Source organism: Exiguobacterium acetylicum DSM 20416 (assembly GCF_000702605.1).
In the GTDB taxonomy this organism is placed as follows: Bacteria; Bacillota; Bacilli; order Exiguobacteriales; family Exiguobacteriaceae; genus Exiguobacterium_A; species Exiguobacterium_A acetylicum.
On record NZ_JNIR01000001.1, the window covers coordinates 365130 to 388441 of the forward strand.

Genomic DNA, 23312 nt, shown 5'->3' on the forward strand with positions numbered 1-23312 from the left:
CTTATGAATAGGTCCTACCCTTCCATGTGATTTCCCGTTTCCTAAAGCTTCGAATCATCGCACTTGCTAGCAAGATGACATAAAAGAATACAGCTAGTGGATGGAGCCACCAAACATGTCGGATTCGTGCCGCACGATCAATCCGGAATCGTGCTAAGTAAAGAAGAATCAGTGCACCACCCATCTGCCAGGATGGGTGAAGGATGAGATAAGGTAGGACACTTGCTTGAACCAAGTAAAAGAGTAGAAAGTATGATCCGACAACATAAGAATCGTTCATCCCACGAAAGACATTCTTTAGAAAACCTTGCCAGACCTCTTCATTCGTGGCGTACATATCACAAGAGACTGCTGGAGCGACTTCGACGAGCGTCGTCGTCCATCCGTATTTTTTAAATGTGCGACAAAGTTCTAAATCGTCAACGAGAGCCGATTGAATACTTTCATGTCCACCGACTTGATCATACGCACGTCGTTCGACGAGAACGACCATTCCGTTGGCTGCAGCAAACGCTGGATGCTTCACCTTGCGAAAAGGAATCGGAAGATGTTGTGCAATAAGAACATGTTGCATTGGAATCAAACACTTTCCGAGAAACGTCGGTACAGGAAAGGACGGGAAACCGGAAAGGAAAACGGCTCGTTCTGTTCGTAACGTTCCGTATAAGCGACAAATTGCATCAGGTGTCAGTGTCACATCAGCGTCGAGAAATAACAAGTAGTCCTCTGTCGTTCGTTTCGCGAGTTGATGACACGCATGGACCTTTCCTGCCCAGCCTGTTGGTAAGGGAAGACCATCAATCACTGTAAAACGGTCGTCTTGACCAATCCGATCGAGCAATAACTCGCGCGTCCGATCGGTCGAGCGGTCTTCATATAAGTAAACGTGCATCCCAGTTGTCAGAGCATGTTCTAGTGCGTCTAATAATTTTCGTACATTACGCTCCTCATTACGTAAAGGGATGCAGATTGCTAGACTATCTGGTTGAACGGGATCCGTTAATCGTGGTAAAAAAGCTAAATTGATCCATGTATAGAGACAGACAGCTAGAGCGAAGAAGAGAAAGAACCAACTCATGACCGAAATGCCCGTAACCAGCGCTCCGTTCGCGCAGGAAGTGGTTCCCTTCGTGTAGAGATACAACGATATAAATCAATACGTTCCGCAATTGCATCTGCTCGAATGTCGTCGTATAAGGCGGTTAGTTCTGCCGTCAGTCGTTTTGCCTGGGCACTTGAACGTTCCTCAGGTAATGGATGAAAGCGACGCGTCCGGATATAGATGTCCGGTTGCTGTTCATGGCCATATGAATAATAAAAGGCGACGAGAGACACGTGATCCGTATGACGCGTCAAATGTGTGGCACCACTTGCTAAGCGAAGCGGACGGTCCTCTTGATGACGTTCCTCGCCTTGAGGAAACATCCAGACGCTGCTGCCATTTTGAAGTCGTTCTTTGGCATAATGAAGACTTGTCTTGATATCCGCGAATGATGTCCGATCAACAGAGAAAGCTCCAAGACGAGAGAAGAACGGGAAGCGAGCAAGCCCTGCTTGGTCAATCATGACGTAAGGATCGTGATGGAAACAGGTCTGATCCAAATGAAAAAGAATCATACCATCCCACCAAGAACTGTGCGTAGCAAGCATGAGACCAGGGACAGGTAGATCGTCTGCTCGATATAAGACACGGTGGAAATGACGTCGGATCAAAGCATGATCAACATACGTATGAAATACGGATTCAGCTAATTTGCTTTTGTTTGCTTCTTTCAACGATAACCCCTCGTTTCACAATGAAATAGACGATGAATGCACTTAAGCTGACCAAAGTGACGCCATAGAGACCAGCAACTCCTGCTGTTACACCGAATAAAGTGTGCAACATCAAAAAGAGATACTGATTGTTTTGTTCGAGTGCGGCATCCGTCGCTTTGACTTGATAGCGATTGATGAAAAGGGAAAAGACGAGCGCCGTTCCATACCAGCCGAAGAAGTTCTGTGTCGGAATATCGTAATACCAGCCACCGTCTTGCCAAAGCCAATACGATTTCACGTTAGCAGCAACAGGATCAATCGCTAAATCGAGCCAGACGGCAAACAATGGAACGAGGATCAATGTACTATAGCGAAACGAAAACAAACGGGAGAAAGCGAGACTCGCCCCCATGACCGACAGCCATGCAGCCCCGATCGTAATCGGCACACCTAATAATTGAACACCGAAATCCGACTCATAACGATATGTTCCAAACGGCCAACCGGTATGGACCCCAATCGACTCGATGATGATCGAACCAAAGAAGATGAAGGGGATGACAAGACGACCCTTCGGTAAGATATGCCAAAAATAGAGTGCTGCGTATAAGCCGGAAGCGAATAAAAAGACGGCATTGGCCCACTCGAGCCAAGGGGGGAGTAACGAAAAACCAACTAAGATCAAGCCGATGGTGAACCAAATTGAAAAGAAAATCCAAAGACGTTTATGAAACTGCTCCATGCGTGACATTCCTCCATTTCCAAAATAGCTTCTGTCATAAGTATACCCATATATCTTGAAAACGAGCGAGGGAGAAGCGGTCCTATAAAAAAAGTGGTCCGGCTTCTCGCAAGAGAAACCGGACCACTTCCTACCATCATCCGTTTGAATGTTGCTTTTGCTTCTTCTTTTTGATGAACGAGAAAAGGAGAAACGCGATATACAACGGAACAGCAACGAACCAAAACGTCGACCATTCATTGCTACGAGCAATCATGACATACGTCACGTATAGCAATGTAAAGGTGATGACGAACGTATGGCGCGGAACGGGAATGTCTTTAAAACTTGGAATCTTGACACGACTGACCATCAAGAAGGCAAGACCTGTGAAGACAAGTGGAACCATCAAGTCGTTCATTCGTCCACTAAACAACGTAACAACGGCCAAAATACCACCTGCCGCCGTAATCGGTACACCTGAAAAATAAGCAGATGCCACATTCGTTGCCGATAAATTAAACCGGGCAAGACGGAATGCGCCGAACAACGGGAACAGAGCAGAAATTAGTAAACCAACTTCTCCGAATTCATAGAAATACGTATAGTAGGCCATCATTGCAGGTGCGACACCGAATGTCACGATATCTGCTAATGAGTCCAGTTCTTTTCCGAAGTCGCCTGCTACACCAAGCATCCGAGCAAGACGTCCGTCCAGACTATCAAGCATCATCGCGATGACGATTAGTAAGGTGGCATTTTGAAAATCACCTTTTGCCGCCATGACGATGGCTAAAAAACCACAATACAGATTTCCGAACGTAAATAGGTTGGGTATTGAATTACGAACACGATCTTTCCACAAAATGATTCCTCCTGCCACTTAATCGATACTACTCATCATACCATAATTAGGAGATGGAATTCAGCCGTTCGTAAAGAGAATCCCCTGAGTGAAAGATAAAAAATCATGAGGATTCAACCGAACTTGATGTCCACGTTTTCCGGCGGATACGATGATGAATGGTTCATGGATAGCACGATCCGATAAAAGAACCGGAAAGTTCTTCTTAGCACCGATGGCAGAGACACCACCTCGAATATAGCCAGTCAGGTCTTCTAACTCCTTCATCGGAACAAGCGCGACTTTTTTCGAATGCAATGCTTTAGCTGCTGCCTTAAGAGAGAGTTCTTCTTCCCCCGAAATGACGACAAAGACATATTTATTTTCGACCATTTTCAAAACAAGGGTTTTAAAAATGGTCGAAAGGGGGTAATTAATCTTTCTACCGACGACTTCAGCAGATAAATCATCAAGATCAACAGGATAAGTGAGGGATTCGAAGTCAATCTTAGACTGCTTCAGAAGCCTCTCGACGTTCGTTTTGCTCATGTGTTTCTCCTTTGACGAGTGAGTATTGGACCCATTTCCGTCCGTGCCAACGTTTCATGGCGAAAATGCCACGGAACCATTCGTCAGCAGAGAAGGCAATCCAGATTCCAAGTAAACCAAGACCGAAACCAAGACCAAGTGTATAACTGAGGACGACCGCAATTCCCCACATCGATAGAATACCGATGGCGACAGGGAAACGGACATCTCCTGCCGATTTAAGAGTTCCCATGAGTACGATGTTCATCGCGCGACCTGGTTCAAGAATGACGCTTGCCCAGAGTAGTGGGATACCGATTGCAATGATTTCAGGACTCGATGTGAACACTGATAGAATCGATGAACCGAATGAAGCGAGAGCGACAGCTGAGATGAAGCTTGCGAAGACGGCAATTTTCAATGTTTTCACAGCACGTCCATATGCTTGTTCAAATTGTTGAGCGCCAACTTGGCGTGCGACGAGAAGTTGCGTCCCTTGCGCGATCGCAAGTGTAAATAGGAAACAAAGCATTGTGATGTTCGATACATACACACGAGCGGACAATGCTGCTTCACCAATCGTTGCGATGAATCCTGTGATGATGAGTTGTGAAAATTGATATGAGATTCCTTCACCGGCAGATGGGATTCCGATGTTCATGATCCGTTTCACATCTTCCCGGTCGAAATGAATCAAGTCTTTTACTTTAAAACGTAATGAGAGTTTCCGGTAAACGACGAAGAATAAGACAAGGACAGCGATTGTCCGAGCGATGACGATCGACCAGGCGACACCGGCAACACCGAGAACGGGAATGCCGAAGAGTCCAAGAACAGCGATGACGTTACCAAAAGCACTAACGAAATTCATGAGTAGCGTGACATACATAGCATTTTTCGTGAATCCATGACTCCGGAGAATCGCACCGAGTGTCAGAGAGATGGCTTCTAAGAAAAGGAATAGACCAACGATCTTAATGAACGTTTCGCCATAGACGAGCGTCTCTCCTTCTAATGAGAAAAATCCAAGGAGTTGTCTTCCGAACAATACGACGGTCAGAGAAACGATGAGACCGGTATACAAGTTAATCGCAAAAGCAGAACGAGCAGTTTGACGAGCGTTTTGTGTTTTTCTTGCACCGAGGTACTGACCAATGATGATCGTTGCACCGACCGAGGTAATGTTAAAGAGAATAATGAAGATGTTCAAAATTTGATTGGATACACCGACTGCCGCAGCAGCGCTATCTGAGTAATAACTTAAAATCAACGTTGCAATGATCCCAAGGCTCATATGCAATGCAATCTCGATGAATAATGGCCACGTGATGTGGAATAAGCTTGGTTGCTTGACTGTTTTCATAAAATAAATCCCCTTTGTTTCATAAAACGAATAGTGTTTCTTTATCTTTTTGAAACTATACGCCTTCGATTTTCATAATGAAAGAGGGTTTTTTGTGTTTCATTAAAAAAAAGAGATTTAAAAGGATTTTCATAAAATATCACGAATACATCATAATGAACAATCATTCATTTTTAAAAGGTAGGGGAATCCGATGAAACGAGAAATGAATTATGCCGTCAAGGATCAGGTTGCGACGTTAACCCTTGCTCGACCGAAACAACTGAATGCATTAACTTCGAATTTATTGGAGGAGTTAGCAGACGCTCTAGAAGAAGCGAATCAGGATGAGGAAGTACGTGTCATCGTCTTGACAGGCGAGGGACGTGGGTTTTGTGCAGGTCAAGACTTGAAAACTGTCTCACCTGAGCTCGATCATGGTGAATATTTACAACAGTATTATCATCCTGTCGTTCGTGCACTCGCTAAATCGAAGAAACCGACGATTGCTGCCATCAATGGTGTAGCGGCAGGGGCTGGGTTATCACTCACGCTCGCTTGTGATTTTCGACTAGTCGACAAGGAAGCGAAATTATCGCTTGGGTTCATTAATATCGGACTTGTCCCAGATGCGGGTGCTCCGTATTTCTTGCCTCGGCTAATTGGTGCAGCAAAAGCAACAGAGCTTGCGTTACTCGGTGACACGATTTCAGCAGACGAAGCTGTTTCGCTCAACCTTGCGACACGAAGCATCGAATCAGAGCAATTTGTAGAAGAGGTCACAGCGTTTGCTCGTCAACTGGCGGATCGTCCGACGAAAGTAATCGGATATATCAAGCAGCTACAGGCAGCGAGTTATGAAAATAACTTGGAGGAAATGCTTGCTCAAGAAATCATCTACCAGTCACGCGCTGGGAAAACGGAAGACCATCTTCATGCTGTTGAATCCTTCATCGAAAAAAAACGCCCTGTTTTTGTCGGACGATGAATCGAAGACATATATAGAAGAAAGACGTCGGAATCGCACGATGCGCCGACGTCTTTTTCACTTCAATTTCTTTTTGATTTTTCGTGCGGTCGCATGTGTACGATCCGTTAAGGCAGTAGAGATACGGAACAATAGGATTCCAAGAAAAGCGGAAACAAAAATATAAATTCCGGTCAACGTCACGAATGCGCCACTAGCGAGCGTGATGAATAGAATCGAAAATTCACCGCGTGGTCCAAGACAAAAGCCTGATTCGATCGCATGATAATTGGATAGACCGAACGATTTTCCACCGAGATAACCGACTAAGAATTTCGAGACGACTCCCCAAATGACAAGAGCGAAGAAAAATAGATCAATGGGTAACCCCTCAGTCAACTCGAACGACATTCCGAGCGTGATAAAGAACAAGGGTAATAATAAGTCTTGGAACGGAGTGACTAGCCGTTTAAGATAACGCGTCTCATCCAGTTCGGTTAACAGAATACCGATGATGAAGGCACCGAGTACTTCGGATAGACCAAATAAGATTCCAATTCCAGAAAACAATAAGATTAAGCCGATGATCCCGATTCCAGCATCCGGGTGTCGATAGAGGGAATCGACTAACCGTCCACGTCTTCGAATAAACAACGTCATGATCATCAGAGCAATGAAGAAGAAGGCGAACCCGAGAAAGATGATGCTGATTTTGGCAACCGAGAACGTCTCAGTCCCTAAAACGAACGGAGCCGTCGTCAGTAAGATTGGTGCCATCAAATCTTCGAAGACGAGTAAGGACAGCACGAAGCGATTCACGTCTTGGTGTTTATCTGGTTCACGGTCGAGTAGCCGAGCAGAAATCGAAGAACTCGTCGCATACAAGACACAGCCGATCAAAAACGATTCGGCGACTGAAAAGCCAAACGATAGGGTCAACAGGATTGTTCCACCGAACGAAAGTAGAATATCGATGACTCCTGCTTTCCAAATGGAACGGAGCTGAATCAGCAAGTCCGCCACTGAAAATTTTAGACCGAGTAAAAAGAATAAGACGATGATGCCCGCTTCTCCTCCGAGTTTCAGCTCTTCGGGAGGGTCGTAATAGAAGCCAAGGACGATTCCGATCAAGATGAAGGCCAGAATACTTGGGACGTGGAATCGTTCACTCAAGTAACTGATCGTAAACAAGCCGATGAGGATGAGACCGGCGTAAAAGAAAATTTCCATGGAGGATATCCTCCTTTCTGTACCCTATACCCTAATTCGCAAGCATTCATTAACTCGTTTCTATCCTGGAGAACGGATACAGAAGAAAAAAGCCTGGACACAAAACTTCTTTATAGAAGGTAAGTGTCCAGGCTTTTAGATGGTTATAAGACTTGAACGATCGTTCCCGAATACGCAGGGAGAGAGACATCAAGCGTCTGCTGGTGCGTGTTCGTCAATAAATCAAGCCCCCGACCAGCTTGTGGAGCGGTCAACGAAACAGAAACATCTGAGTTGTTGAAATAGATATAATACAATCCTTCCGGACTCATGCGACGCATGATGATCGTATTTGTCTCATCATTCGCGTGAACGAAAGAGATATGTCCTTTGTTCGCAAGTGTCTTATGTTGTTTTCGAAGCTGCAACAAGTGTCGCGTATAGGCGAATAACTCCTGATCCTGCTCCTCTGGATCCCACGGCATACATTTCCGGCAGCCTGGATCTTGATCCCCATCAAGACCGATTTCATCTCCATAATAAATGACAGGACTGCCCGAGAACGTCAGCATCGAAAGTAACAAGAGACGTAACTTACTCTTATTATTCCCTGCACGCGTCAATGCACGCGGTGTATCGTGAGAACCGATCAAATTAAAGGTTACTTCATTGACATTCATCGTGTTTGAGAACAATACATGCGACATATCGTTCGCATACGAAGTTGCTTTAGTCTTATCTAAGGCAAAGAAGTTCAAGGCGGCATTCGTAAATGGATAGTTCATGACGGCGTCAAACTGGTCACCGAGCAACCATTCCTGTGAGTCATGCCAAATTTCACCAAGGATATACGTGTCAGGGTTGACCTCCTTGACGACTTGACGGAAATCACGCCAAAATGCGTGATCGACTTCGTTGGCGACGTCGAGTCGCCAGCCATCGATTCCGAATTCTTCGACCCAGTAACGAGCGACGTGGAGCAAGTAAGACTTTACTTCATCATTCTCGGTATTGAATTTCGGCATCTCAGGTACGAAAGCAAACGTATCGTAGTTCGGCAATGGTTCTGTCACGAGCGGGAAATCACGCAGATTCCTTCGATCGGTACGTATTCACGAGCTGAAAAAGCGACGTTGATGATGGTCATCGAGCGTCACGAATTGCGGGACATTGAACGGATTTGCCGGGAAGCGGACGAGACGGTCTTCATCAACGTCGTCGCAACGGACTCGGTCGTCGGATACTTCCGAAAAGGATAATGAAAAAGGCACTTGCTCTGCAACATGCAGCAAGTGCCTTTTATCTGTTTTCATGCGAGCCCGAGGACGTGTCTCAAGTAATAGGCGATCCCGTCATCTTCATTTCGCTTCGTCGTGCCGTTTGCCAGGTGCTTCAGCGCGGGGATGGCATTTCCCATCGCGACACCATGTCCAGCATACTCGATCATCTCTAAATCGTTTTCCTCATCACCGAAAGCAATGATTTGTTTAGAGTCAATACCAAGGTGATGCGCGATATGGGCAAGACCGACCGCTTTACTTGTACCTTTTCGCATCACTTCGACCATGAATTCAGGCTTCACCCATTGACGATTGAGTACCGTCTCGGCATGAATACCAGATAATTCGGAGCGGATCTCATCGACGTGTTCTCCTTTGGCATGAATCAAAAGAGAGGTTGGTTCATGCATAAGCACCTTTCGTAAATCTCCGGTCGTGACGGATAAGGCATGGTCAGTATAGAATTCGTAGATGCCAACCGGATCATATTGAAAATAGACATGATCCGTGACTTCACAGACGATGTTCTGTGTCTTCGTCTCAGCGATGGACTCTAAAATATGTTGAACGGTTTTTAATGGAATTGGATGATGCTGGACTTCAAAGTGGGTGTCTTGTGGGTGATGGACGAGACCACCGTTAAAGTTAACGATTGGTGTCGTTAAACCGAGCTGTTCGTAATATTTCCTGGCGTGACGAAACGGTCGTCCGGTTGCGATGACGACTTCGTGACCATTCGCACGCGCGCGTTGCAGCGCATTGATGTTCGTAGCGCTGATTGTCTTATCATCTTTTAAAAGAGTGCCGTCGAGATCGACAGCGATTAAGTGACGGGTCATGATGGAATCCTCCGCTTTCTTTTCGTTAATTCTACTGTAGCATATGAAGCGATTGTCCTTCTTATGAAACGATTAAGTTTTTCAAGGAAAAGAAAGCGCTTGAAAAAATTAGAGAAAAGCTGTTGCTTGGTTTAAAAAATGGTATACTACAAATCGTAGGATAACTCTATAGTACGTTATGGAAACGGAGGGGAAATCATGCGTTTTCTCGTTACATTCTTTTGGTCATTCTTACTCGTGAACACAGCTGTGTTCATCGTATCGGCAGTTGATGCAGTAACGTATAGCTTCGGATTCGCGACAGCTATGTCTGTCGTCACTTCACTTGTCGTCTTCGCACTCGATGCCGTCAATGAAGATTTAGGTCTTGGTCAAGGGACTAAGGCAGAATAAGGAAAAGCGAGATGTCGTCACATGGGCGATAGGCTCGCTTTTTGTCTTAAGGAGGAATGATCGATGATCGTCATCGAACAGGTTCTGTGGCAACAGATGCCGCAAAATATCTACATAGCAGGAAATCAGATCATCGGAATCGGTTCCTATACCATAGATGAAGCAATGATTACGCATCGGATCGATGGTCGCGGCAAACAGCTAGTTCCTGGATTCATCGATGGACACTTACATCCAATCGGTGGGGGAGGAGAAGGCGGATTTGCGACGAGAACAGCATCGCTGACCGTTCGAGACATATTCGAAGGTGGTGTCACGACGGTCGTTGGATTACTCGGAACGGATGGTTGGACACGAACGGGAATCGATCTACTGGCACATATACGAGGATATGCTGCATCTGGTATCCGCCCCTTTCTATTAAGCGGAAGTTATATGGTTCCACCGGTCTTCCTGACGCAATCGACAGGACATGATATCGTCCTCATCAATGAAGTGATCGGTATCGGGGAAATTGCCATCAACGATCATCGGTCGACACAACCGACAGCCCATGAACTCGCACGATTAGCGTCAGAAGCCCGAATTGCCGGCATGGTCAAAGGCGTGTCGGGAACGATGAACGTCCATATCGGAGACGGGAAACAAGGACTCGATCTATTACATGAAGTGATTGACACGACTGATATCCCCATCGGACAATTCCTTCCGACGCATATCAACCGGAGTGAACGGATTTTTGAAGCGGGACTCGCCTGGGCGAAACAGGGCGGACGAATCGATTTCACGACGTGTACGACGGAAAGCTTCATTGCGGAAGGCGAAATTCCGGCAGGACAGGCTGTCGCCCGTGCTTTAGCAGCAGGAATCCCACCTGAACAGATTACGATGTCGAGCGATGCTGGTGCCAGTCTTCCGGCATTTGATGATGCAGGTCGTCTAGTTCGGATTGATACAGGAAAGCCTTCTTCTCTGATACAAGCCGTGCGCGATGCAGTGGCGCATGGTGTTGCTTTTGATCAGGCAATCACGACGATCACGCGACATGTCGCGGATGCATATGGTATACCGGGCGGGCGAATAGCGGTCGGAGAACGAGCGGATCTGTTACTGATTGATGACGCTTTGCAAATCGATACGATTCTTGCGAATGGTCATGCTATAATGGTTCAGAAAAAATGGCTAATACCAGAATGACGGAGGGATAGACGTGTCAAAGAAAACAAAACGTAAAAATACGAAAAAACCGCAATCCAAGGCGAATTGGATTACAGCGGGAGTCATCGCCTTAATCGTATTGGTGGGAGGATTACTTCTTGTCTTCACGGATCGAGAAGATTCTGCATCGAAGAACGGCAATCTAACGGCTACACAAGTCGCAGATAAAGTAAAATCCGGTGATGAATTCTATACGTATTTCTATCAAACGGGTTGTTCCCACTGTGAAAAAGTAAAACCATATCTCGTCCCGCTTGGTGAAAAACAAGATATCCCATTCGAACAGATCGACCTTGCTGTCGAACAGTCGGCTTGGGATACGTTTGGTATCGAGGGTACACCGACTGTCGTTCACTTTAAGGACGGTAAGGAAGTTGGACGTGTCGCAGGTGAGCAAACGGAAGACAGCTATAAAGAGTTCTTCGCTGGAAAAGACGTAGAGGACTCAAAAGAAGAATCATCTGGTGATCTCAATGATTAAAAAATGGTTTTACTCTCGTGTGTTCGAATTAAATGGACACCCGCTTGTTGCCAAACAACTGAAACGTTTTGCGATGAGCCGTATCAGTCGTCCGTTTATCCGTCCGTTCGTTCAGGCATACGATTTAAATATGACAGAAGCGACTCGGAGCCTTGAAGAGTATTCGAGTTTACATGACGTCTTCGTTCGTCATGTCAAACGGGAAATGCGACCGATCGATCAAGCAGAAGGCGCATTCGTCAGTCCGTGTGACGGTGTGCTATCCGTCGTTGACGATTTGACGGCTGATAGCCGCTTTACCGTCAAAGGACAATCGTATACGGTATCCGAGTTACTCGGTTCCCATCATGAAGCACAGCAATATGTCGGTGGACGTGTAATGATCTTTTACTTAAGTCCGCAAAACTACCATCGTGTTCATGTACCGATGGATGGAACGGTCCGGACGAGTTATACGCTCGGTCGCGATTCGGCACCAGTAAATGAGATTGGTCTCACACATGCGCTTCGCCCATTGACTCGGAACTACCGTCGTGTGACACGCATCGTCCAAGGGAAACATGCTCTTGAACATGTCATGGTCGGTGCACTCAACGTCAACTCGATCGTTCGGACGAACGAGTCGAAGGACCTTCGTCGCGGGGATGAGTTCGGATACTTCTCATTCGGTTCGACGGTCGTCCTGATTTGTCCGAAAGATGCATTGACGTTAGACAGTCAAGCAATCGGACCAGTTTTAATGGGGCAACGCCTCGGACAATGGCATTCATGAAAGCGAGACGCCCGTTTTGGGCGTCTCCTTACGTTTAGGAGGAATGAATCATGCCGGCACTGGCATTAGCAGAAATCGGAAGTACACAGGTCCAAACCTATATCGCACTCATCATTTTTTTAGTGACCTATGGCTTCATCATCAGTGAAAAAGTAAGTCGGGCGATCGTCGCCTTGCTTGGAGCGCTCGCGATGGTCATCATCGGCATCGTGGATCTCGAGACTGCATTATTTGAATACATCGAGTGGGGAACGATCGTCTTATTGATTGGCATGATGATTCTCGTCACGATTGCCAACCAATCTGGCTTGTTCGAATACATCGCAATCCGTGCGGCGAAGACGACGAAAGGTGATCCGATCAAGGTGTTGATTCTACTGTCTGCATTGACGGCACTTGGATCTGCCTTTCTTGATAACGTCACGACGGTTCTATTGATCGTTCCAATCACGTTTTCGATTACGAAGATACTTAAGATTGCGCCGTTTCCGTTCTTGCTCGCAGAAGTATTGTTTGCAAACATCGGTGGGACGGCGACCTTGATCGGCGATCCACCGAACATCATGATTGGTGCTGCGAATCCACACTTAACGTTTAACGCCTTTTTAGTGAATCTCGCACCGATTATTCTCGTCATCACGGTTGTAACGATTGGCATTCTGTACTTCATCTTCCGCAAACAACTGCATGTCGAAGCGGAAGATCGACAGAAACTGATGGAAATCGATGAAAAGAGTTATATTGTCAGTCGCAAATTGGTCACACGGAGTAGTATCGTCCTCGTCAGTACGATTGCGTTGTTCGTGTTGCATCCGGTGCTTGATCGAATCGGACTCCATCTCGAAGCACCGGCCATCGCGATCCTTGGAGCGACGGTCCTAATGTTGCTGACGATCGAAAACGATCATCAGCTCGAAGGAATTTTTGCCCGCATCGAATGGACGACGATCTTTTTCTTCGCCGGACTGTTCGTGCTCGTCGGCGGGATTCAGGAGGCGGGTATCATTCGCTACCTTGCGGAAAAGACGATTGATCTGACAGGCGGTGATATCAAGACGACAGCAACTGCTGTGCTTTGGTTGTCCGGTATCGCCAGTGCGACGATCGATAACATCCCGTTCGTCGCGACGATGATTCCACTCATCAACGATGTGGCTGCTGGGATCGGATTGTCACCAGCAGATGCGAAAGTGGACGTGTTATGGTGGTCCCTCGCACTCGGTGCCTGTCTCGGTGGTAACGGAACATTGATTGGTGCGTCGGCGAACGTCATCGTCGCGGGTCTTGCGACACGACAAGGTGAAAAATTCACCTATATGCGCTTTTTGATTTACGGAGCACCGATCACGATCGTAACGTTGATTCTATCCCAACTCTATCTGTGGATTCGGTATTATTAAGAAAACGGAAGGTCCGCCTTCCGTTTTCTTTTGTGCGTCGCTCTTACTACCTGATTGTGCTATAATCGAACGATAAGAGCATAACTGTTTCTTAAACTTAACTATAGAGCTAGACCATTATCTGGAGGTTTTATTCTTGTTCAAACGACTTTATCCGAAACATTTCGTGGCTTCGATCTACGATATCGACCTTGAAATGCTCAAACGAAACGGTGTCAAAGCTATTTTGACCGATCTTGATAATACACTCGTCGCATGGAATATCGCAGATGCTCCAGACGAATTGGTTGCTTGGCTGGATATGGTGAATAATCAATATGGTTTCGACGTCATCATCGTATCGAACAACAATGGAGATCGCGTCAAGAAGTTCGCGGATCCGCTCGGATTGCACTACATTGCGCCTGCTCGAAAACCGCTTCCTATCGGGTTTAAACGGGCATTGACGGAATTCGGTTATCACGCGAAGGAAGTTGTCTTTTTAGGAGATCAACTCTTTACGGATGTACTCGGTGCAAACTCCGTTGGAATCGAAGTCATCCATGTTCAACCCGTCGTTAAGACGGACGGTGTCGTCACGAAATTCAATCGCCTGATGGAACGTGTCATTTTCCGCCGGATGAAACGCAAAGGAATCTATAAATTGACACAACGCGTCAAAGAAGATCCTTCTGTGCTGGAACATCCGATCGAAACACTTCGTCAGGATAAGCAACAATAACCCTGTCAGATCGGTAGATGAAAGGGAAGGCAGCAGTCGCAACATGTACGGCGAGAGGTCGGAAGTTACGCTCTTGGAGTAGCGAGCAGGGCGCTACGGTGAAAAGAGAAGGGATATCGTTCCCGCATGCGGCTCAACATAATATGATCGAAGAAATCCACTGCGCTGGTTGTGGTGTCGCCATTCAAACGGAAGACACAAAAGCACCAGGATACGCACCTAAATCTGCACTTGATCGTGAAATGGTCATTTGCCAACGTTGCTTTAAATTAAAGCACTACAATCAAATTCAAGATGTATCGTTATCGGACGATGATTTCGTTAAAATCTTAGACGGAATCGGTCAAAAAGATGCACTTGTCGTTAAAATCGTTGATATCTTCGATTTTAATGGAAGCTGGTTACCGGGATTACATCGGTTCGTCGGTAAAAACGACGTCTTACTCGTTGGGAACAAAGCCGATTTATTACCGAAGTCACTAAACCCGAATCGTCTCATGAACTGGATGCGTCAAGCATCGAAAGAACTCGGATTACGTCCAGTCGACGTTCATCTGATCAGTGCGAAAAAAGGGCACGGAGTTGATGAACTTGCTGAAAAAATCGATTATTATCGAAAAGGCCGCGACGTCTATGTCGTTGGTTGTACGAACGTCGGGAAATCGACGCTGATCAACCAAGTCATCAAACGCTTCGGTGAAGAAGATGAGGCCGTCATTACGGTCAGTCACTTCCCAGGTACGACACTTGATTTGATCGATATTCCACTCGATGATAACTGTAACCTGTATGATACACCAGGGATCATCAATCACCACCAAATGGCTCACTATGTGGATGCAAAAGACTTGAAGCTGATCACACCGAAAAAAGAGATCAAGCCACAAGTCTTCCAAATCCATCCGCAACAGACGCTTTTCTTTGGAGGTCTTGCGCGATTGGACTATATGGAAGGGAACAAGCGTTCATTCGTCATCTACATGTCGAACGAATTGAAAGTTCACCGGACGAAGCTTGAAAAGGCAGACGATCTATATGCGAACCACAACGGTGAGCTGTTGTCTCCGCCAAACGAAAAGACGCGTGAGATGCTACCGCCGCTTGTCCGTCATGAATTCAGCCTCCGCGACAACATGAAGACGGATATCGTCTTCAGTGGACTCGGGTGGGTTGCGGTTCACGGAAAAGGTGGACGTGTCGCTGCTTACGCCCCGAAAGGTGTCGCTGTATCCTTACGTGAGGCGCTCGTCTGATGCGCTTTGCCGTCATCGGTCATCCGATTGCCCATTCACTTTCACCTGAGCTGCATACAGCTTGGCTGGAAGCGGCTGGGCTTTTCGGCTGTTATGACCTCATCGATGTAACGGAGCAGCAATTGCCGCAAATCATTACGAAATTACGCATACATCAGCTAGACGGAATCAATGTGACGATTCCGCATAAAACAGCAATCATTCCGTATCTGGATCGGCTAGAGCCGGCAGCTCAAAAAGCAGGCGCCGTGAACACAGTGTACCGGCAGGATGGGCAGTTGATTGGTGCGAATACAGATGGAATCGGATTCGTCCGCGCGTTGACAGAACGTCGTCCTTCATTTCAAAAAACGCTCGTTCTTGGTGCGGGCGGTGCGGCGCGAGGTATTATTGCTGCGTTACCCGGAGATGTGACAATCACGAATCGTACAGAAGAACGTTCTAAGGCAGTTGCCGATGAATTTGGAGCAAACGTTCTACCGTGGCAAGAAACATTTGATTTAACGAGTTACGACGTCATCATCAATACGACTTCTGTCGGGATGGCTCCACATATCGAGGCACGTCCAATCGAATTGACAGAGACGCACGCCTTGATTTGTGATATTATTTATCGACCGACGCCGACCCGTCTATTGCGTGAAGCGACTGAAAAAGGTCTCGACACACTTGACGGCGTCCCGATGTTCGTCTTACAAGCGGCTGAAGCATTTGAACGCTTCACCGGACAAGCACCTGACCTCGCACTTGGCGAGCAGGTGATACGAAAGCAATTGGAGGAATTTTAATCATGTTAACAGGTAAACAAAAACGTTTTTTACGCGCGACAGCTCACGATTTAAACCCGATTTTCCAAGTCGGTAAAAATGGAGTCGGCGAAGCGATGTGTGCTGATTTGATGGATGCGCTCGAAAAACGGGAACTCTTAAAAGTACAAGTATTACAAAACTGTGCGGACGCACCGAAGGATGTTGCACAAGAACTCGTCGCAGGAACGAATGCTGAACTCGTTCAAGTCATCGGAAAAGTCATCGTTCTTTATAAAGAATCAAAAGAGAACAAGACGCTCGAATTACCACGATGAAAATCGGACTGATGGGCGGAACGTTCGATCCTCCGCATATCGGTCATCTCCTGATTGCCGAACAAGCGCAGGAACAACTCGAACTCGATGCGGTCTGGTTTTTACCGGCGAATGTGCCACCGCATAAACAACGTACTGTCACAGACGCAACCAAACGTCTACGTCTTGTTGAAGAAGCGATTGCATTGAATCCTTCCTTCTCCGTCTCAGCGATCGAGTTTGAGCGCGAAGAACCTTCCTATACGTATGATACGATTCGTGCACTCAAGCACCGGTACCCAGAGCATGAGTTTCTGTTTCTCATTGGAGCGGATTCACTCGTTAGTCTCGATACGTGGTATCAAGCCGAACAGTTATACGAGGAAGTCGTCTTTGGTGCCGTCGCTCGACCGGGCAGTCGGTATCTGATTCCGCGTGGCGCCCGTGTGAAAGCAGTCGATATGCCATTGCTAGAAATTTCTTCGACGGATATCCGGCAACGGGTCGCGCGCGGACGGAGCATTCGCTACCTTGTACCGGAAGCCGTTCGACAACGGATTGAGGAGTGGGATCTATATGCGCCTTGAAGAAGCACGTCAAATCATTGAGAACACGTTGCCTGAACGACGCTATGTGCATACATTAGGTGTCGTCGAGACAGCGCGACACTTGGCTCTCAAGTATGGAGTCAACGAAGAAGAGGCAGCGCTCGCTGCCATGCTCCATGATTATGCGAAATACCGCGATACGAATGAGATGCGTTCGATTGCTGTTGAGTTGAATCAACGTGTTTTACTCGATTATGATGACGAACTGCTTCATGCGCCAGTGGGTGCGGAGCTTGTCCGTCGAGAACTTGGTCTTGATTCAGACGTGATTTATCAGGCCATCGCAAATCACACGACGGGGGCACCCGGTATGCCGTTGCTTGATCAAATCATCTTCGTCGCGGATGCGATTGAACCGAATCGCAGTTATCCAGGTGTCGAAGCGCTTCGTGAAGTAGCGGAGCAGGATTTGACGGACGCCGTCATCGCAACACTCAGTCAAACGATTCATTTTTTATGTAAGAAACAAGCCATCATCTTTCCGCGAACGATTGAGACTTATAATGCCTTCGTCGCGGCCAAACGAAAGGGGACCGTCCTATGACAGTCGAACAAGAATTACAATTAATCGTAAATGCCATCGACGATAAACGCGCTGAAGATATCGTCGTCCTGAATATGTCTAGCATCTCACCAGTTGCCGATTATTTCGTCATCTGTGAAGGGAATTCAGAAAAACAAGTACAGGCGATTGCACGTGAACTCAAAGAAATCGCGCACGAACATAACCTGCCGATCAAACGTCTCGAAGGATTCGATGCGGCACGTTGGGTGTTAGCGGATCTTGAAAATGTCGTCGTTCATGTCTTCCACCGTGACGATCGTGATTACTATAACCTCGAAAAACTCTGGGCAGATGCTCCAAAGGTTGAAGTCGAGGTCAACTAATGGCATACGAACAGTTCGCCTACATCTATGATGAATTGATGCAAGACGTCCCGTACGATCAATGGGTCGACTGGGTCAAAGCATATGTTCCGACTGGAAGTACGATTGCTGATATCGGATGTGGAACGGGTACGGCGACGCTTGCATTAGCGGCACACTATGAAATGCTCGGGATCGATTTATCGGAAGAGATGCTAGAAGTCGCGCAAGAGAAGGCGATGGAAGAGGGATTACGCATTCAATTCTGGGCGCAAGACATGCGCGAAATCGAATTGCCGACACCTGTCGATGCTGTGACAATACTATGCGACTCCTTGAACTATCTCCGGACGGAAGAGGATGTCAAACAGACGTTTACACATGTAGCAGCAATCCTCAAAGAGGGTGGACGTCTCTTATTCGATACACATTCTCCTTACAAGATGGAAACGTTGTTCAATGGAAAGACATACGCGACACATGCCGAGCAAAGTTCGTATATCTGGTTCGCGGATCCTGGTGAAACACCGCTTTCTGTCGTCCATGAACTGACTTTCTTCATCGAGGAAGAGGACGGTCGCTATGAACGTGTCGATGAGACGCATCATCAGCGGACGTATCCTCCGGCACAATACGTGACGTGGTTACGCGAAGCCGGATTCCGTGTCCTTGCCGTCACAGGCGATTTTGGACCGGAAGCTCCTTCCGAGACAGCTGAGCGGATTTTCTTCGTTGCTGAAAAAATGTAAAAGTGATCTCATCCGTCTTCTTTAAGCGATACACGTTCGTGTTGCTTGAAGGAGACGGATTTTTTGTTCGTCAAACAGATGCTAATTCAAAGTAACGGTATGGATGTTATGACATTCATCCGACATAACACATAGTATCGTGTTGTAAAAGAGTGGTTAGTGCGTATTCCTTCGTTTCCTGAAGTCCGTAGCGACCTGTTAGAGTCGTGGGAAAAGGAGGGATTCGTCTTGACCGTTCCACGTTTGCAACAGATCGCAGGTCTCGTCGTCGTCCTGCTACTCATCGTTTTATTGTTCGTACCATTACCCTCTTGTTCGAATGAAGCGATGGTCGATCAACCGTCCTTAACGGATAAACAACAAGAGGCAAAAGCAGAGCCAGCAGAAAAGGAGCCCTCGATTCGTGACAAACTCATCATGGTCGATGTGAAAGGGGCGGTAGAAGCACCTGGACCCTATCAATTCCACCTCGGTGATCGAGTGAAGGATGCAATCGAAAAAGCAAAGACGACTGCGAAAGCGGACATTCGACAAATGAATCTTGCGGCACGTCTCATTGATGGACAGGAAGTCATCGTGCCGGTAAAAAAGACGAAAGATCAGCCGAAATCAACGAAACGCTCAAAAGCAGAGATACCAAAAGGATTGATTGATCTCAATGCGGCAACAGCGGAACAGTTGATGGAGGTTCCGGGAATCGGTCCTGCCAAAGCAGAAGCGATCTTGACCTATCGGGAGGAGAAGGGAGGATTTGCGACGTATGAATCACTCGGAGATGTGAAGGGTTTTGGGGAAAAGACGTTAGAGTCGCTTAAATCCTACCTGATCGTCTACTGATGCCGCTATATGCCCTGTTTGTGCTCTTACTCGTTGTTGCCATTAAAGAATCAATCTGGTGGTTAGTAACGTTGATGTTGTTTGCTGTCATGAAATCATGGTCTTTTTCAATCGGTCGTCTCTTCTGTTTGCTCATTCTGAGTTGCCTTTTCATCGGAATGGGTCATCTGTCACCTGAACCGCATGACGTCTCGTCTGTTGACATTTTATCAGGTAAGCGTAATGGGGATCGAATTCGCTATGAGGCAGAGAGCAACGATCAATCGGTTCTGTTGACGGCGACGATTGCAGAAGAAGAGACAGGATACGAACGAATCGGGTACTCCTGTCGTGTCAATACGGAGCCGCTCGACGTCCGGCAACAATCGAATGCGGGAGGTTTTGACGAACAGCAATTCATGCATACACATCGTTACGCTGGAAAGTGGGAAGTCCGTTCATTTGATTCCTGTCATCCGACACCTGGGTATGCGGCAGAAGGAAGACGGGTACGTGAAGCATGGTTGAAACGGATTGAAGAATTGCTACCAGAAAAGCAAGCCTTCTACGTCGAAGCGCTCATGTTTGGTGAGGATCGACTAATGGATCAAGTGACGCTCGAACGGTTTAAGAAATTCGGCTTATTACATGCAATCGTCATCTCAGGATCACATATCGCTTTTTTAGTATTTAGTCTGCTGTATGTCTTACGAAAAATCAGAATGACCAAAGAAAAACGACTTGATATCGTTCTTATCTTACTGCCGATTTACGGATGGTTGACGGAGTGGAGTCCACCAGTCACACGAGCTGTTCTTGTCGCGATCATTCTGTTGCTCGGTCGTCGTTTCCATAAACCGTTAGATCCGGTGGAGGTCATTGCGGGGGTCGCAGCTTTTCAATTGGCGATTCAACCAACTGTCATTTACGATATCGGATTCCAATTGACGGTCGGACTGACGCTGTTTCTTGTGCTGTCGAGACGACTCATGGGTTCGGTTCGTCGTCCTTGGAACTGGCTGCTCATCAGTGCTTGGGCACAGTTTGGAACACTCCTCTTTTTGCAAGGTATTGAACAGACGACTGTTTCAATTTGGTCGCCGTTATTGAACCTATTGATTGGTAGCTGGATTGAATGGGTGATTCTTCCGGGATCGTTCATTCTTGCGACACTTCCGTTCTTACCGATTCGTTCAACGTTTCAGATCGCGCATCAGTACGCGATTCAATGGATGGATCAAGCGTTACGACTGGCGGAGGATCTACCATTGGCGATGGTTGCCGTTCCAGCATTTTCTCCTATCGTCTTGACGATCGTCATTGTCGGAACGGGGATCGCTTGGTTCATTGCTGAGCGGAGATGGTGGGGGCATGCTCTCCCGTTGATCCTTTTACTTGCGGCATGGGGCTACACGGAGTGGCGCGCACCCGAACAAATCACTTTTTTAGATGTCGGGCAAGGCGATAGTATCGTGCTTGAGAAAGCAGGAGAGACATTCGTCGTGGATACGGGTGGCGTTTATCAACAAACGACGCATCCACTGCTTCGTCCGTTTGATCCAGGTAGTCATATCGTCGCGCCCTTTTTATTCACACGAGGAGAAGCAGAAATCGACGGTCTCATCGTGACACATGCTGATCACGATCACGTCGGTGGACTTCTAGGTGTACTGCGTCAAGTTCGCGTGAAAACCATTTATTTAGGTGCGTATGACAACACGGATGAGAAACGAAACGATTTGATTCGTTCCATCGAAGCAACTGGGACGCGTGTTGAGTTCGTTCAAAAGGGACAAACGATTCGTCCTTGGTTGCAGGTCCTTGCACCGACTGGACGAGAGGAAGAAGAGAACGATCGGTCTATCATATTACTTGCACAGATCGCCAAGCAACGTGTTTTGTTGACGGGCGACGCTGGTTTAGCAATCGAGGACGAGTTAACGATTGATCCGATCGATATTCTAAAAGCAGGTCATCATGGTTCGAATACGTCGACCGGTGAAGAACTCTTGCGGAAGACGAATCCGAAAATTGTCATCTTGTCAGTCGGACGGAAAAATCGATACGGGCATCCGCATCCGGACGTGCTTGAGCGAATCGGAACAGATCGAATCGTCTTTCGAACGGATGAGGACGGGAGTGTAACTTGTTCTTCAGCGGGCTGTGAACCTATGATAAAATAAAAAAACAGCAACCCCCCAAGGTTGCTGTTTTACTGATTATAGACTTAAGAACTTAATTGCGACACCGATGATGAACAAGACTGCGAAGAAGCCGAATGATGCACCAAAACCAACGGCAGAGTCGAGCGCATCGTTGCGTTTTGATTGAATATCGTTCTCGAACGCGTTTTCACTTGGTGGGCGTACTGAATGTGCCATGCTGCATTCCCCCTTAATAGATTCCGCTTCTAGTATAGCGGAATAAAAGAGGATTATCTATGATGAAGTTAAGAACAAACTGTGAAATGTGGTGGGAATGATGAAAACTCCTTGGCTCGTCAACGGAAAATTAGCGAATTTATACTTATTATATGGAACAGAACGACACCTGTTAGAAGAATGGGAACGGGAAATCGTAAAAGCGGCTCTTCCGGACGGAGAACGCTTTGATTATATGAAAATCGATTTGAACGACCAACCGCTTGATGCAGTACTCGATGAGGCGGAGACAGTACCCTTTTTAAGTGACTATCGCGTCGTCGTTGCAAAACCTGCAACGTTTCTGACAGGGGCAAAAGATAAAAAACAACATAACCTCGAACGGTTAGCAGATTATATCCTACAACCGGCGGACTACGCAGTCGTTGTCTTGATTGTCGAAGCAGAAAAGCTCGATGAACGAAAAACCGTCGTCAAACGATTGAAGGAGCGCGCGACGGTGTTAGAAGCGAAGAAACCGACGACTGAAGAGTTGTTCCGCTTCGTCCTGGATGCCGTCAATGATAAAGGCTACCGGATGGAACGCCCGGCAATCGAGCGGCTTATTTTCTTGACTGCTGAGATGTGGGGGACATTAGCGCACGAACTTGAGAAGTTGATGTTGTTTGCAGGAGATCGACCAACGATCGAAATCGAGGATGTCGATTTGCTTGTTCCGCGGACATTAGAGGACAACGTCTTTCAATTAACGGACTACTTGATGAAGCGTCAACTCGAACCAGCAATTCGCTTGATTCGCGACCTTGAAAAACAAGGACAAGAAGTGTTGGCCCTTCTTGGACTGATGGCACGCCAATACCGGATGATGCTGCTGTCGAAACGATTAGCAGAACAAGGATACGGAGAACGACAAATCGCATCAAAAGTCGGAGCTCATCCATATGCGATCAAATTGGCATTACAGTCTGCCAAACGGTTTACGTTTGCACAGCTCGAACAAGCACTCATCGCCATCACGACGACAGATGAAGGCATGAAGACGGGGCGCGGCGATAAGAAGATTCTATTCGATGCGTTGATCGTTCGCTTAGCGACGCTATAA

Annotated in this window: 28 protein-coding genes; 18 read left to right on the forward strand and 10 right to left on the reverse strand. The window is 47.0% G+C overall.

Features of this window, described 5'->3' with window-relative positions; translation table 11 throughout:
- Position 1 precedes the first annotated feature (1 nt).
- From P401_RS0101840 to P401_RS0101865, 6 genes are all read right to left on the reverse strand, one after another.
- Positions 2–1078, reverse strand: coding sequence for a glycosyltransferase family 2 protein (locus tag P401_RS0101840; RefSeq protein WP_029340974.1), 1077 nt, complete (start codon positions 1076–1078; stop codon positions 2–4).
- Positions 1075–1776, reverse strand: coding sequence for a lysophospholipid acyltransferase family protein (locus tag P401_RS0101845; protein WP_029340975.1), 702 nt, complete (start codon positions 1774–1776; stop codon positions 1075–1077). The genes P401_RS0101840 and P401_RS0101845 overlap by 4 nt, the downstream gene beginning before the upstream one ends.
- Positions 1745–2500 (reverse strand): carotenoid biosynthesis protein, encoded by a 756-nt coding sequence (locus P401_RS0101850; protein ID WP_029340976.1) that lies wholly within the window; start codon positions 2498–2500, stop codon positions 1745–1747. Before P401_RS0101850 ends, P401_RS0101845 begins: the two co-directional genes overlap by 32 nt.
- Positions 2501–2636: 136 nt before the next feature.
- Positions 2637–3344 (reverse strand): CDP-diacylglycerol--serine O-phosphatidyltransferase, encoded by a 708-nt coding sequence (gene pssA / locus P401_RS0101855; protein ID WP_023467401.1) that lies wholly within the window; start codon positions 3342–3344, stop codon positions 2637–2639.
- A 60-nt stretch (positions 3345–3404) separates the two neighbouring features.
- The gene (locus tag P401_RS0101860; protein WP_029340977.1) at positions 3405–3872 is read right to left on the reverse strand and encodes an aminoacyl-tRNA deacylase; all 468 of its coding nucleotides are present in this window, start codon (positions 3870–3872) and stop codon (positions 3405–3407) included.
- Positions 3832–5214, reverse strand: coding sequence for an MATE family efflux transporter (locus P401_RS0101865; protein WP_029340978.1), 1383 nt, complete (start codon positions 5212–5214; stop codon positions 3832–3834). The genes P401_RS0101860 and P401_RS0101865 overlap by 41 nt, the downstream gene beginning before the upstream one ends.
- A 193-nt stretch (positions 5215–5407) precedes the next feature.
- On the opposite strand from P401_RS0101865, the gene P401_RS0101870 reads away from it, so the two are divergent.
- The gene (locus tag P401_RS0101870) at positions 5408–6181 is read left to right on the forward strand and encodes an enoyl-CoA hydratase/isomerase family protein (protein ID WP_029340979.1); all 774 of its coding nucleotides are present in this window, start codon (positions 5408–5410) and stop codon (positions 6179–6181) included.
- 57 nt (positions 6182–6238) lie between these two features.
- Here P401_RS0101870 and P401_RS0101875 read toward each other — a convergent pair whose 3' ends face one another.
- Both P401_RS0101875 and P401_RS0101880 read right to left on the reverse strand, forming a co-directional pair.
- Entirely contained in the window at positions 6239–7390 is a 1152-nt protein-coding gene (locus P401_RS0101875; protein WP_029340980.1) for a cation:proton antiporter, read from the reverse strand.
- A gap of 143 nt (positions 7391–7533) precedes the next feature.
- Positions 7534–8442: an alpha-amylase family glycosyl hydrolase gene (locus P401_RS0101880; RefSeq protein ID WP_412767677.1), complete on the reverse strand. Its 909-nt coding sequence runs from the start codon at positions 8440–8442 to the stop codon at positions 7534–7536.
- Positions 8443–8505: 63 nt separating this feature from the next.
- Here P401_RS0101880 and P401_RS18210 point away from each other — a divergent pair, with 63 nt between their 5' ends.
- Positions 8506–8628, forward strand: coding sequence for a DUF2179 domain-containing protein (locus P401_RS18210; protein ID WP_236627058.1), 123 nt, complete (start codon positions 8506–8508; stop codon positions 8626–8628).
- A 50-nt stretch (positions 8629–8678) separates the two neighbouring features.
- Here the strand turns inward: P401_RS18210 and P401_RS0101890 are convergent, their stop codons facing one another.
- Complete coding sequence (locus P401_RS0101890) at positions 8679–9488, reverse strand: Cof-type HAD-IIB family hydrolase (RefSeq protein ID WP_029340982.1); 810 nt, start codon at positions 9486–9488, stop codon at positions 8679–8681.
- Positions 9489–9686: 198 nt separating this feature from the next.
- Between P401_RS0101890 and P401_RS0101895 the strand changes: the two genes are divergently transcribed.
- The 15 genes from P401_RS0101895 (at position 9687) to P401_RS0101965 (ending at position 22012) form a co-directional block, all read left to right on the forward strand.
- Positions 9687–9881 (forward strand): YjzD family protein, encoded by a 195-nt coding sequence (locus P401_RS0101895; protein WP_023467415.1) that lies wholly within the window; start codon positions 9687–9689, stop codon positions 9879–9881.
- Between the two features lie 63 nt (positions 9882–9944).
- Positions 9945–11078 (forward strand): beta-aspartyl-peptidase, encoded by a 1134-nt coding sequence (gene iadA / locus P401_RS0101900; RefSeq protein ID WP_029340983.1) that lies wholly within the window; start codon positions 9945–9947, stop codon positions 11076–11078.
- Positions 11079–11091: 13 nt separating this feature from the next.
- Entirely contained in the window at positions 11092–11580 is a 489-nt protein-coding gene (locus tag P401_RS0101905) for a thioredoxin family protein (RefSeq protein ID WP_029340984.1), read from the forward strand.
- Positions 11573–12352 (forward strand): phosphatidylserine decarboxylase, encoded by a 780-nt coding sequence (locus P401_RS0101910; protein ID WP_029340985.1) that lies wholly within the window; start codon positions 11573–11575, stop codon positions 12350–12352. The genes P401_RS0101905 and P401_RS0101910 overlap by 8 nt, the downstream gene beginning before the upstream one ends.
- A gap of 50 nt (positions 12353–12402) precedes the next feature.
- The gene (locus tag P401_RS0101915; protein ID WP_051656221.1) at positions 12403–13752 is read left to right on the forward strand and encodes an ArsB/NhaD family transporter; all 1350 of its coding nucleotides are present in this window, start codon (positions 12403–12405) and stop codon (positions 13750–13752) included.
- Positions 13753–13888: 136 nt separating this feature from the next.
- The gene (locus P401_RS0101920; RefSeq protein WP_029340987.1) at positions 13889–14473 is read left to right on the forward strand and encodes a YqeG family HAD IIIA-type phosphatase; all 585 of its coding nucleotides are present in this window, start codon (positions 13889–13891) and stop codon (positions 14471–14473) included.
- Positions 14474–14616: 143 nt separating this feature from the next.
- Complete coding sequence (gene yqeH / locus P401_RS0101925; RefSeq protein WP_023467421.1) at positions 14617–15726, forward strand: ribosome biogenesis GTPase YqeH; 1110 nt, start codon at positions 14617–14619, stop codon at positions 15724–15726.
- Positions 15726–16514 carry a shikimate dehydrogenase gene (gene aroE / locus P401_RS0101930; protein ID WP_029340988.1) on the forward strand — a complete coding sequence of 263 codons (789 nt, stop codon included), beginning with the start codon at positions 15726–15728 and terminating at the stop codon, positions 16512–16514. Before yqeH ends, aroE begins: the two co-directional genes overlap by 1 nt.
- A 2-nt stretch (positions 16515–16516) precedes the next feature.
- Positions 16517–16810, forward strand: a complete 294-nt coding sequence (gene yhbY, locus P401_RS0101935; protein WP_023467424.1) for a ribosome assembly RNA-binding protein YhbY — start codon at positions 16517–16519, stop codon at positions 16808–16810.
- Positions 16807–17376, forward strand: coding sequence for a nicotinate-nucleotide adenylyltransferase (gene nadD, locus P401_RS0101940; RefSeq protein WP_029340989.1), 570 nt, complete (start codon positions 16807–16809; stop codon positions 17374–17376). Before yhbY ends, nadD begins: the two co-directional genes overlap by 4 nt.
- Complete coding sequence (yqeK, locus tag P401_RS0101945) at positions 17366–17941, forward strand: bis(5'-nucleosyl)-tetraphosphatase (symmetrical) YqeK (protein ID WP_029340990.1); 576 nt, start codon at positions 17366–17368, stop codon at positions 17939–17941. The genes nadD and yqeK overlap by 11 nt, the downstream gene beginning before the upstream one ends.
- Entirely contained in the window at positions 17938–18285 is a 348-nt protein-coding gene (gene rsfS, locus P401_RS0101950; RefSeq protein WP_029340991.1) for a ribosome silencing factor, read from the forward strand. Before yqeK ends, rsfS begins: the two co-directional genes overlap by 4 nt.
- Positions 18285–19013 (forward strand): class I SAM-dependent DNA methyltransferase, encoded by a 729-nt coding sequence (locus P401_RS0101955; RefSeq protein ID WP_029340992.1) that lies wholly within the window; start codon positions 18285–18287, stop codon positions 19011–19013. The genes rsfS and P401_RS0101955 overlap by 1 nt, the downstream gene beginning before the upstream one ends.
- 228 nt (positions 19014–19241) lie before the next feature.
- Positions 19242–19850 carry a helix-hairpin-helix domain-containing protein gene (locus P401_RS0101960; protein ID WP_029340993.1) on the forward strand — a complete coding sequence of 203 codons (609 nt, stop codon included), beginning with the start codon at positions 19242–19244 and terminating at the stop codon, positions 19848–19850.
- The gene (locus P401_RS0101965) at positions 19850–22012 is read left to right on the forward strand and encodes a DNA internalization-related competence protein ComEC/Rec2 (protein ID WP_029340994.1); all 2163 of its coding nucleotides are present in this window, start codon (positions 19850–19852) and stop codon (positions 22010–22012) included. Before P401_RS0101960 ends, P401_RS0101965 begins: the two co-directional genes overlap by 1 nt.
- Before the next feature lie 36 nt (positions 22013–22048).
- Here P401_RS0101965 and P401_RS18215 read toward each other — a convergent pair whose 3' ends face one another.
- Positions 22049–22210, reverse strand: coding sequence for a YqzM family protein (locus P401_RS18215; protein ID WP_023467431.1), 162 nt, complete (start codon positions 22208–22210; stop codon positions 22049–22051).
- Between the two features lie 100 nt (positions 22211–22310).
- On the opposite strand from P401_RS18215, the gene holA reads away from it, so the two are divergent.
- Entirely contained in the window at positions 22311–23312 is a 1002-nt protein-coding gene (holA, locus tag P401_RS0101975; protein WP_023467432.1) for a DNA polymerase III subunit delta, read from the forward strand.

Coding starts and splice junctions, on each gene's coding strand:
- yqeH (WP_023467421.1), top strand. CDS start 14,617: ATGATCGAAGAAATCCACTGCGCTGGTTGTGGTGTCGCCATTCAAACG.
- P401_RS18210 (WP_236627058.1), top strand. CDS start 8,506: ATGATGGTCATCGAGCGTCACGAATTGCGGGACATTGAACGGATTTGC.
- P401_RS0101895 (WP_023467415.1), top strand. CDS start 9,687: ATGCGTTTTCTCGTTACATTCTTTTGGTCATTCTTACTCGTGAACACA.
- nadD (WP_029340989.1), top strand. CDS start 16,807: ATGAAAATCGGACTGATGGGCGGAACGTTCGATCCTCCGCATATCGGT.
- P401_RS0101850 (WP_029340976.1), bottom strand. CDS start 2,500: ATGGAGCAGTTTCATAAACGTCTTTGGATTTTCTTTTCAATTTGGTTC.
- iadA (WP_029340983.1), top strand. CDS start 9,945: ATGATCGTCATCGAACAGGTTCTGTGGCAACAGATGCCGCAAAATATC.
- P401_RS18215 (WP_023467431.1), bottom strand. CDS start 22,210: ATGGCACATTCAGTACGCCCACCAAGTGAAAACGCGTTCGAGAACGAT.
- P401_RS0101860 (WP_029340977.1), bottom strand. CDS start 3,872: ATGAGCAAAACGAACGTCGAGAGGCTTCTGAAGCAGTCTAAGATTGAC.
- P401_RS0101890 (WP_029340982.1), bottom strand. CDS start 9,488: ATGACCCGTCACTTAATCGCTGTCGATCTCGACGGCACTCTTTTAAAA.
- rsfS (WP_029340991.1), top strand. CDS start 17,938: ATGACAGTCGAACAAGAATTACAATTAATCGTAAATGCCATCGACGAT.
- P401_RS0101875 (WP_029340980.1), bottom strand. CDS start 7,390: ATGGAAATTTTCTTTTACGCCGGTCTCATCCTCATCGGCTTGTTTACG.
- P401_RS0101870 (WP_029340979.1), top strand. CDS start 5,408: ATGAAACGAGAAATGAATTATGCCGTCAAGGATCAGGTTGCGACGTTA.
- P401_RS0101865 (WP_029340978.1), bottom strand. CDS start 5,214: ATGAAAACAGTCAAGCAACCAAGCTTATTCCACATCACGTGGCCATTA.
- P401_RS0101840 (WP_029340974.1), bottom strand. CDS start 1,078: ATGAGTTGGTTCTTTCTCTTCTTCGCTCTAGCTGTCTGTCTCTATACA.
- yhbY (WP_023467424.1), top strand. CDS start 16,517: ATGTTAACAGGTAAACAAAAACGTTTTTTACGCGCGACAGCTCACGAT.
- P401_RS0101965 (WP_029340994.1), top strand. CDS start 19,850: ATGCCGCTATATGCCCTGTTTGTGCTCTTACTCGTTGTTGCCATTAAA.
- P401_RS0101910 (WP_029340985.1), top strand. CDS start 11,573: ATGATTAAAAAATGGTTTTACTCTCGTGTGTTCGAATTAAATGGACAC.
- P401_RS0101955 (WP_029340992.1), top strand. CDS start 18,285: ATGGCATACGAACAGTTCGCCTACATCTATGATGAATTGATGCAAGAC.
- P401_RS0101915 (WP_051656221.1), top strand. CDS start 12,403: ATGCCGGCACTGGCATTAGCAGAAATCGGAAGTACACAGGTCCAAACC.
- holA (WP_023467432.1), top strand. CDS start 22,311: ATGAAAACTCCTTGGCTCGTCAACGGAAAATTAGCGAATTTATACTTA.
- yqeK (WP_029340990.1), top strand. CDS start 17,366: ATGCGCCTTGAAGAAGCACGTCAAATCATTGAGAACACGTTGCCTGAA.
- aroE (WP_029340988.1), top strand. CDS start 15,726: ATGCGCTTTGCCGTCATCGGTCATCCGATTGCCCATTCACTTTCACCT.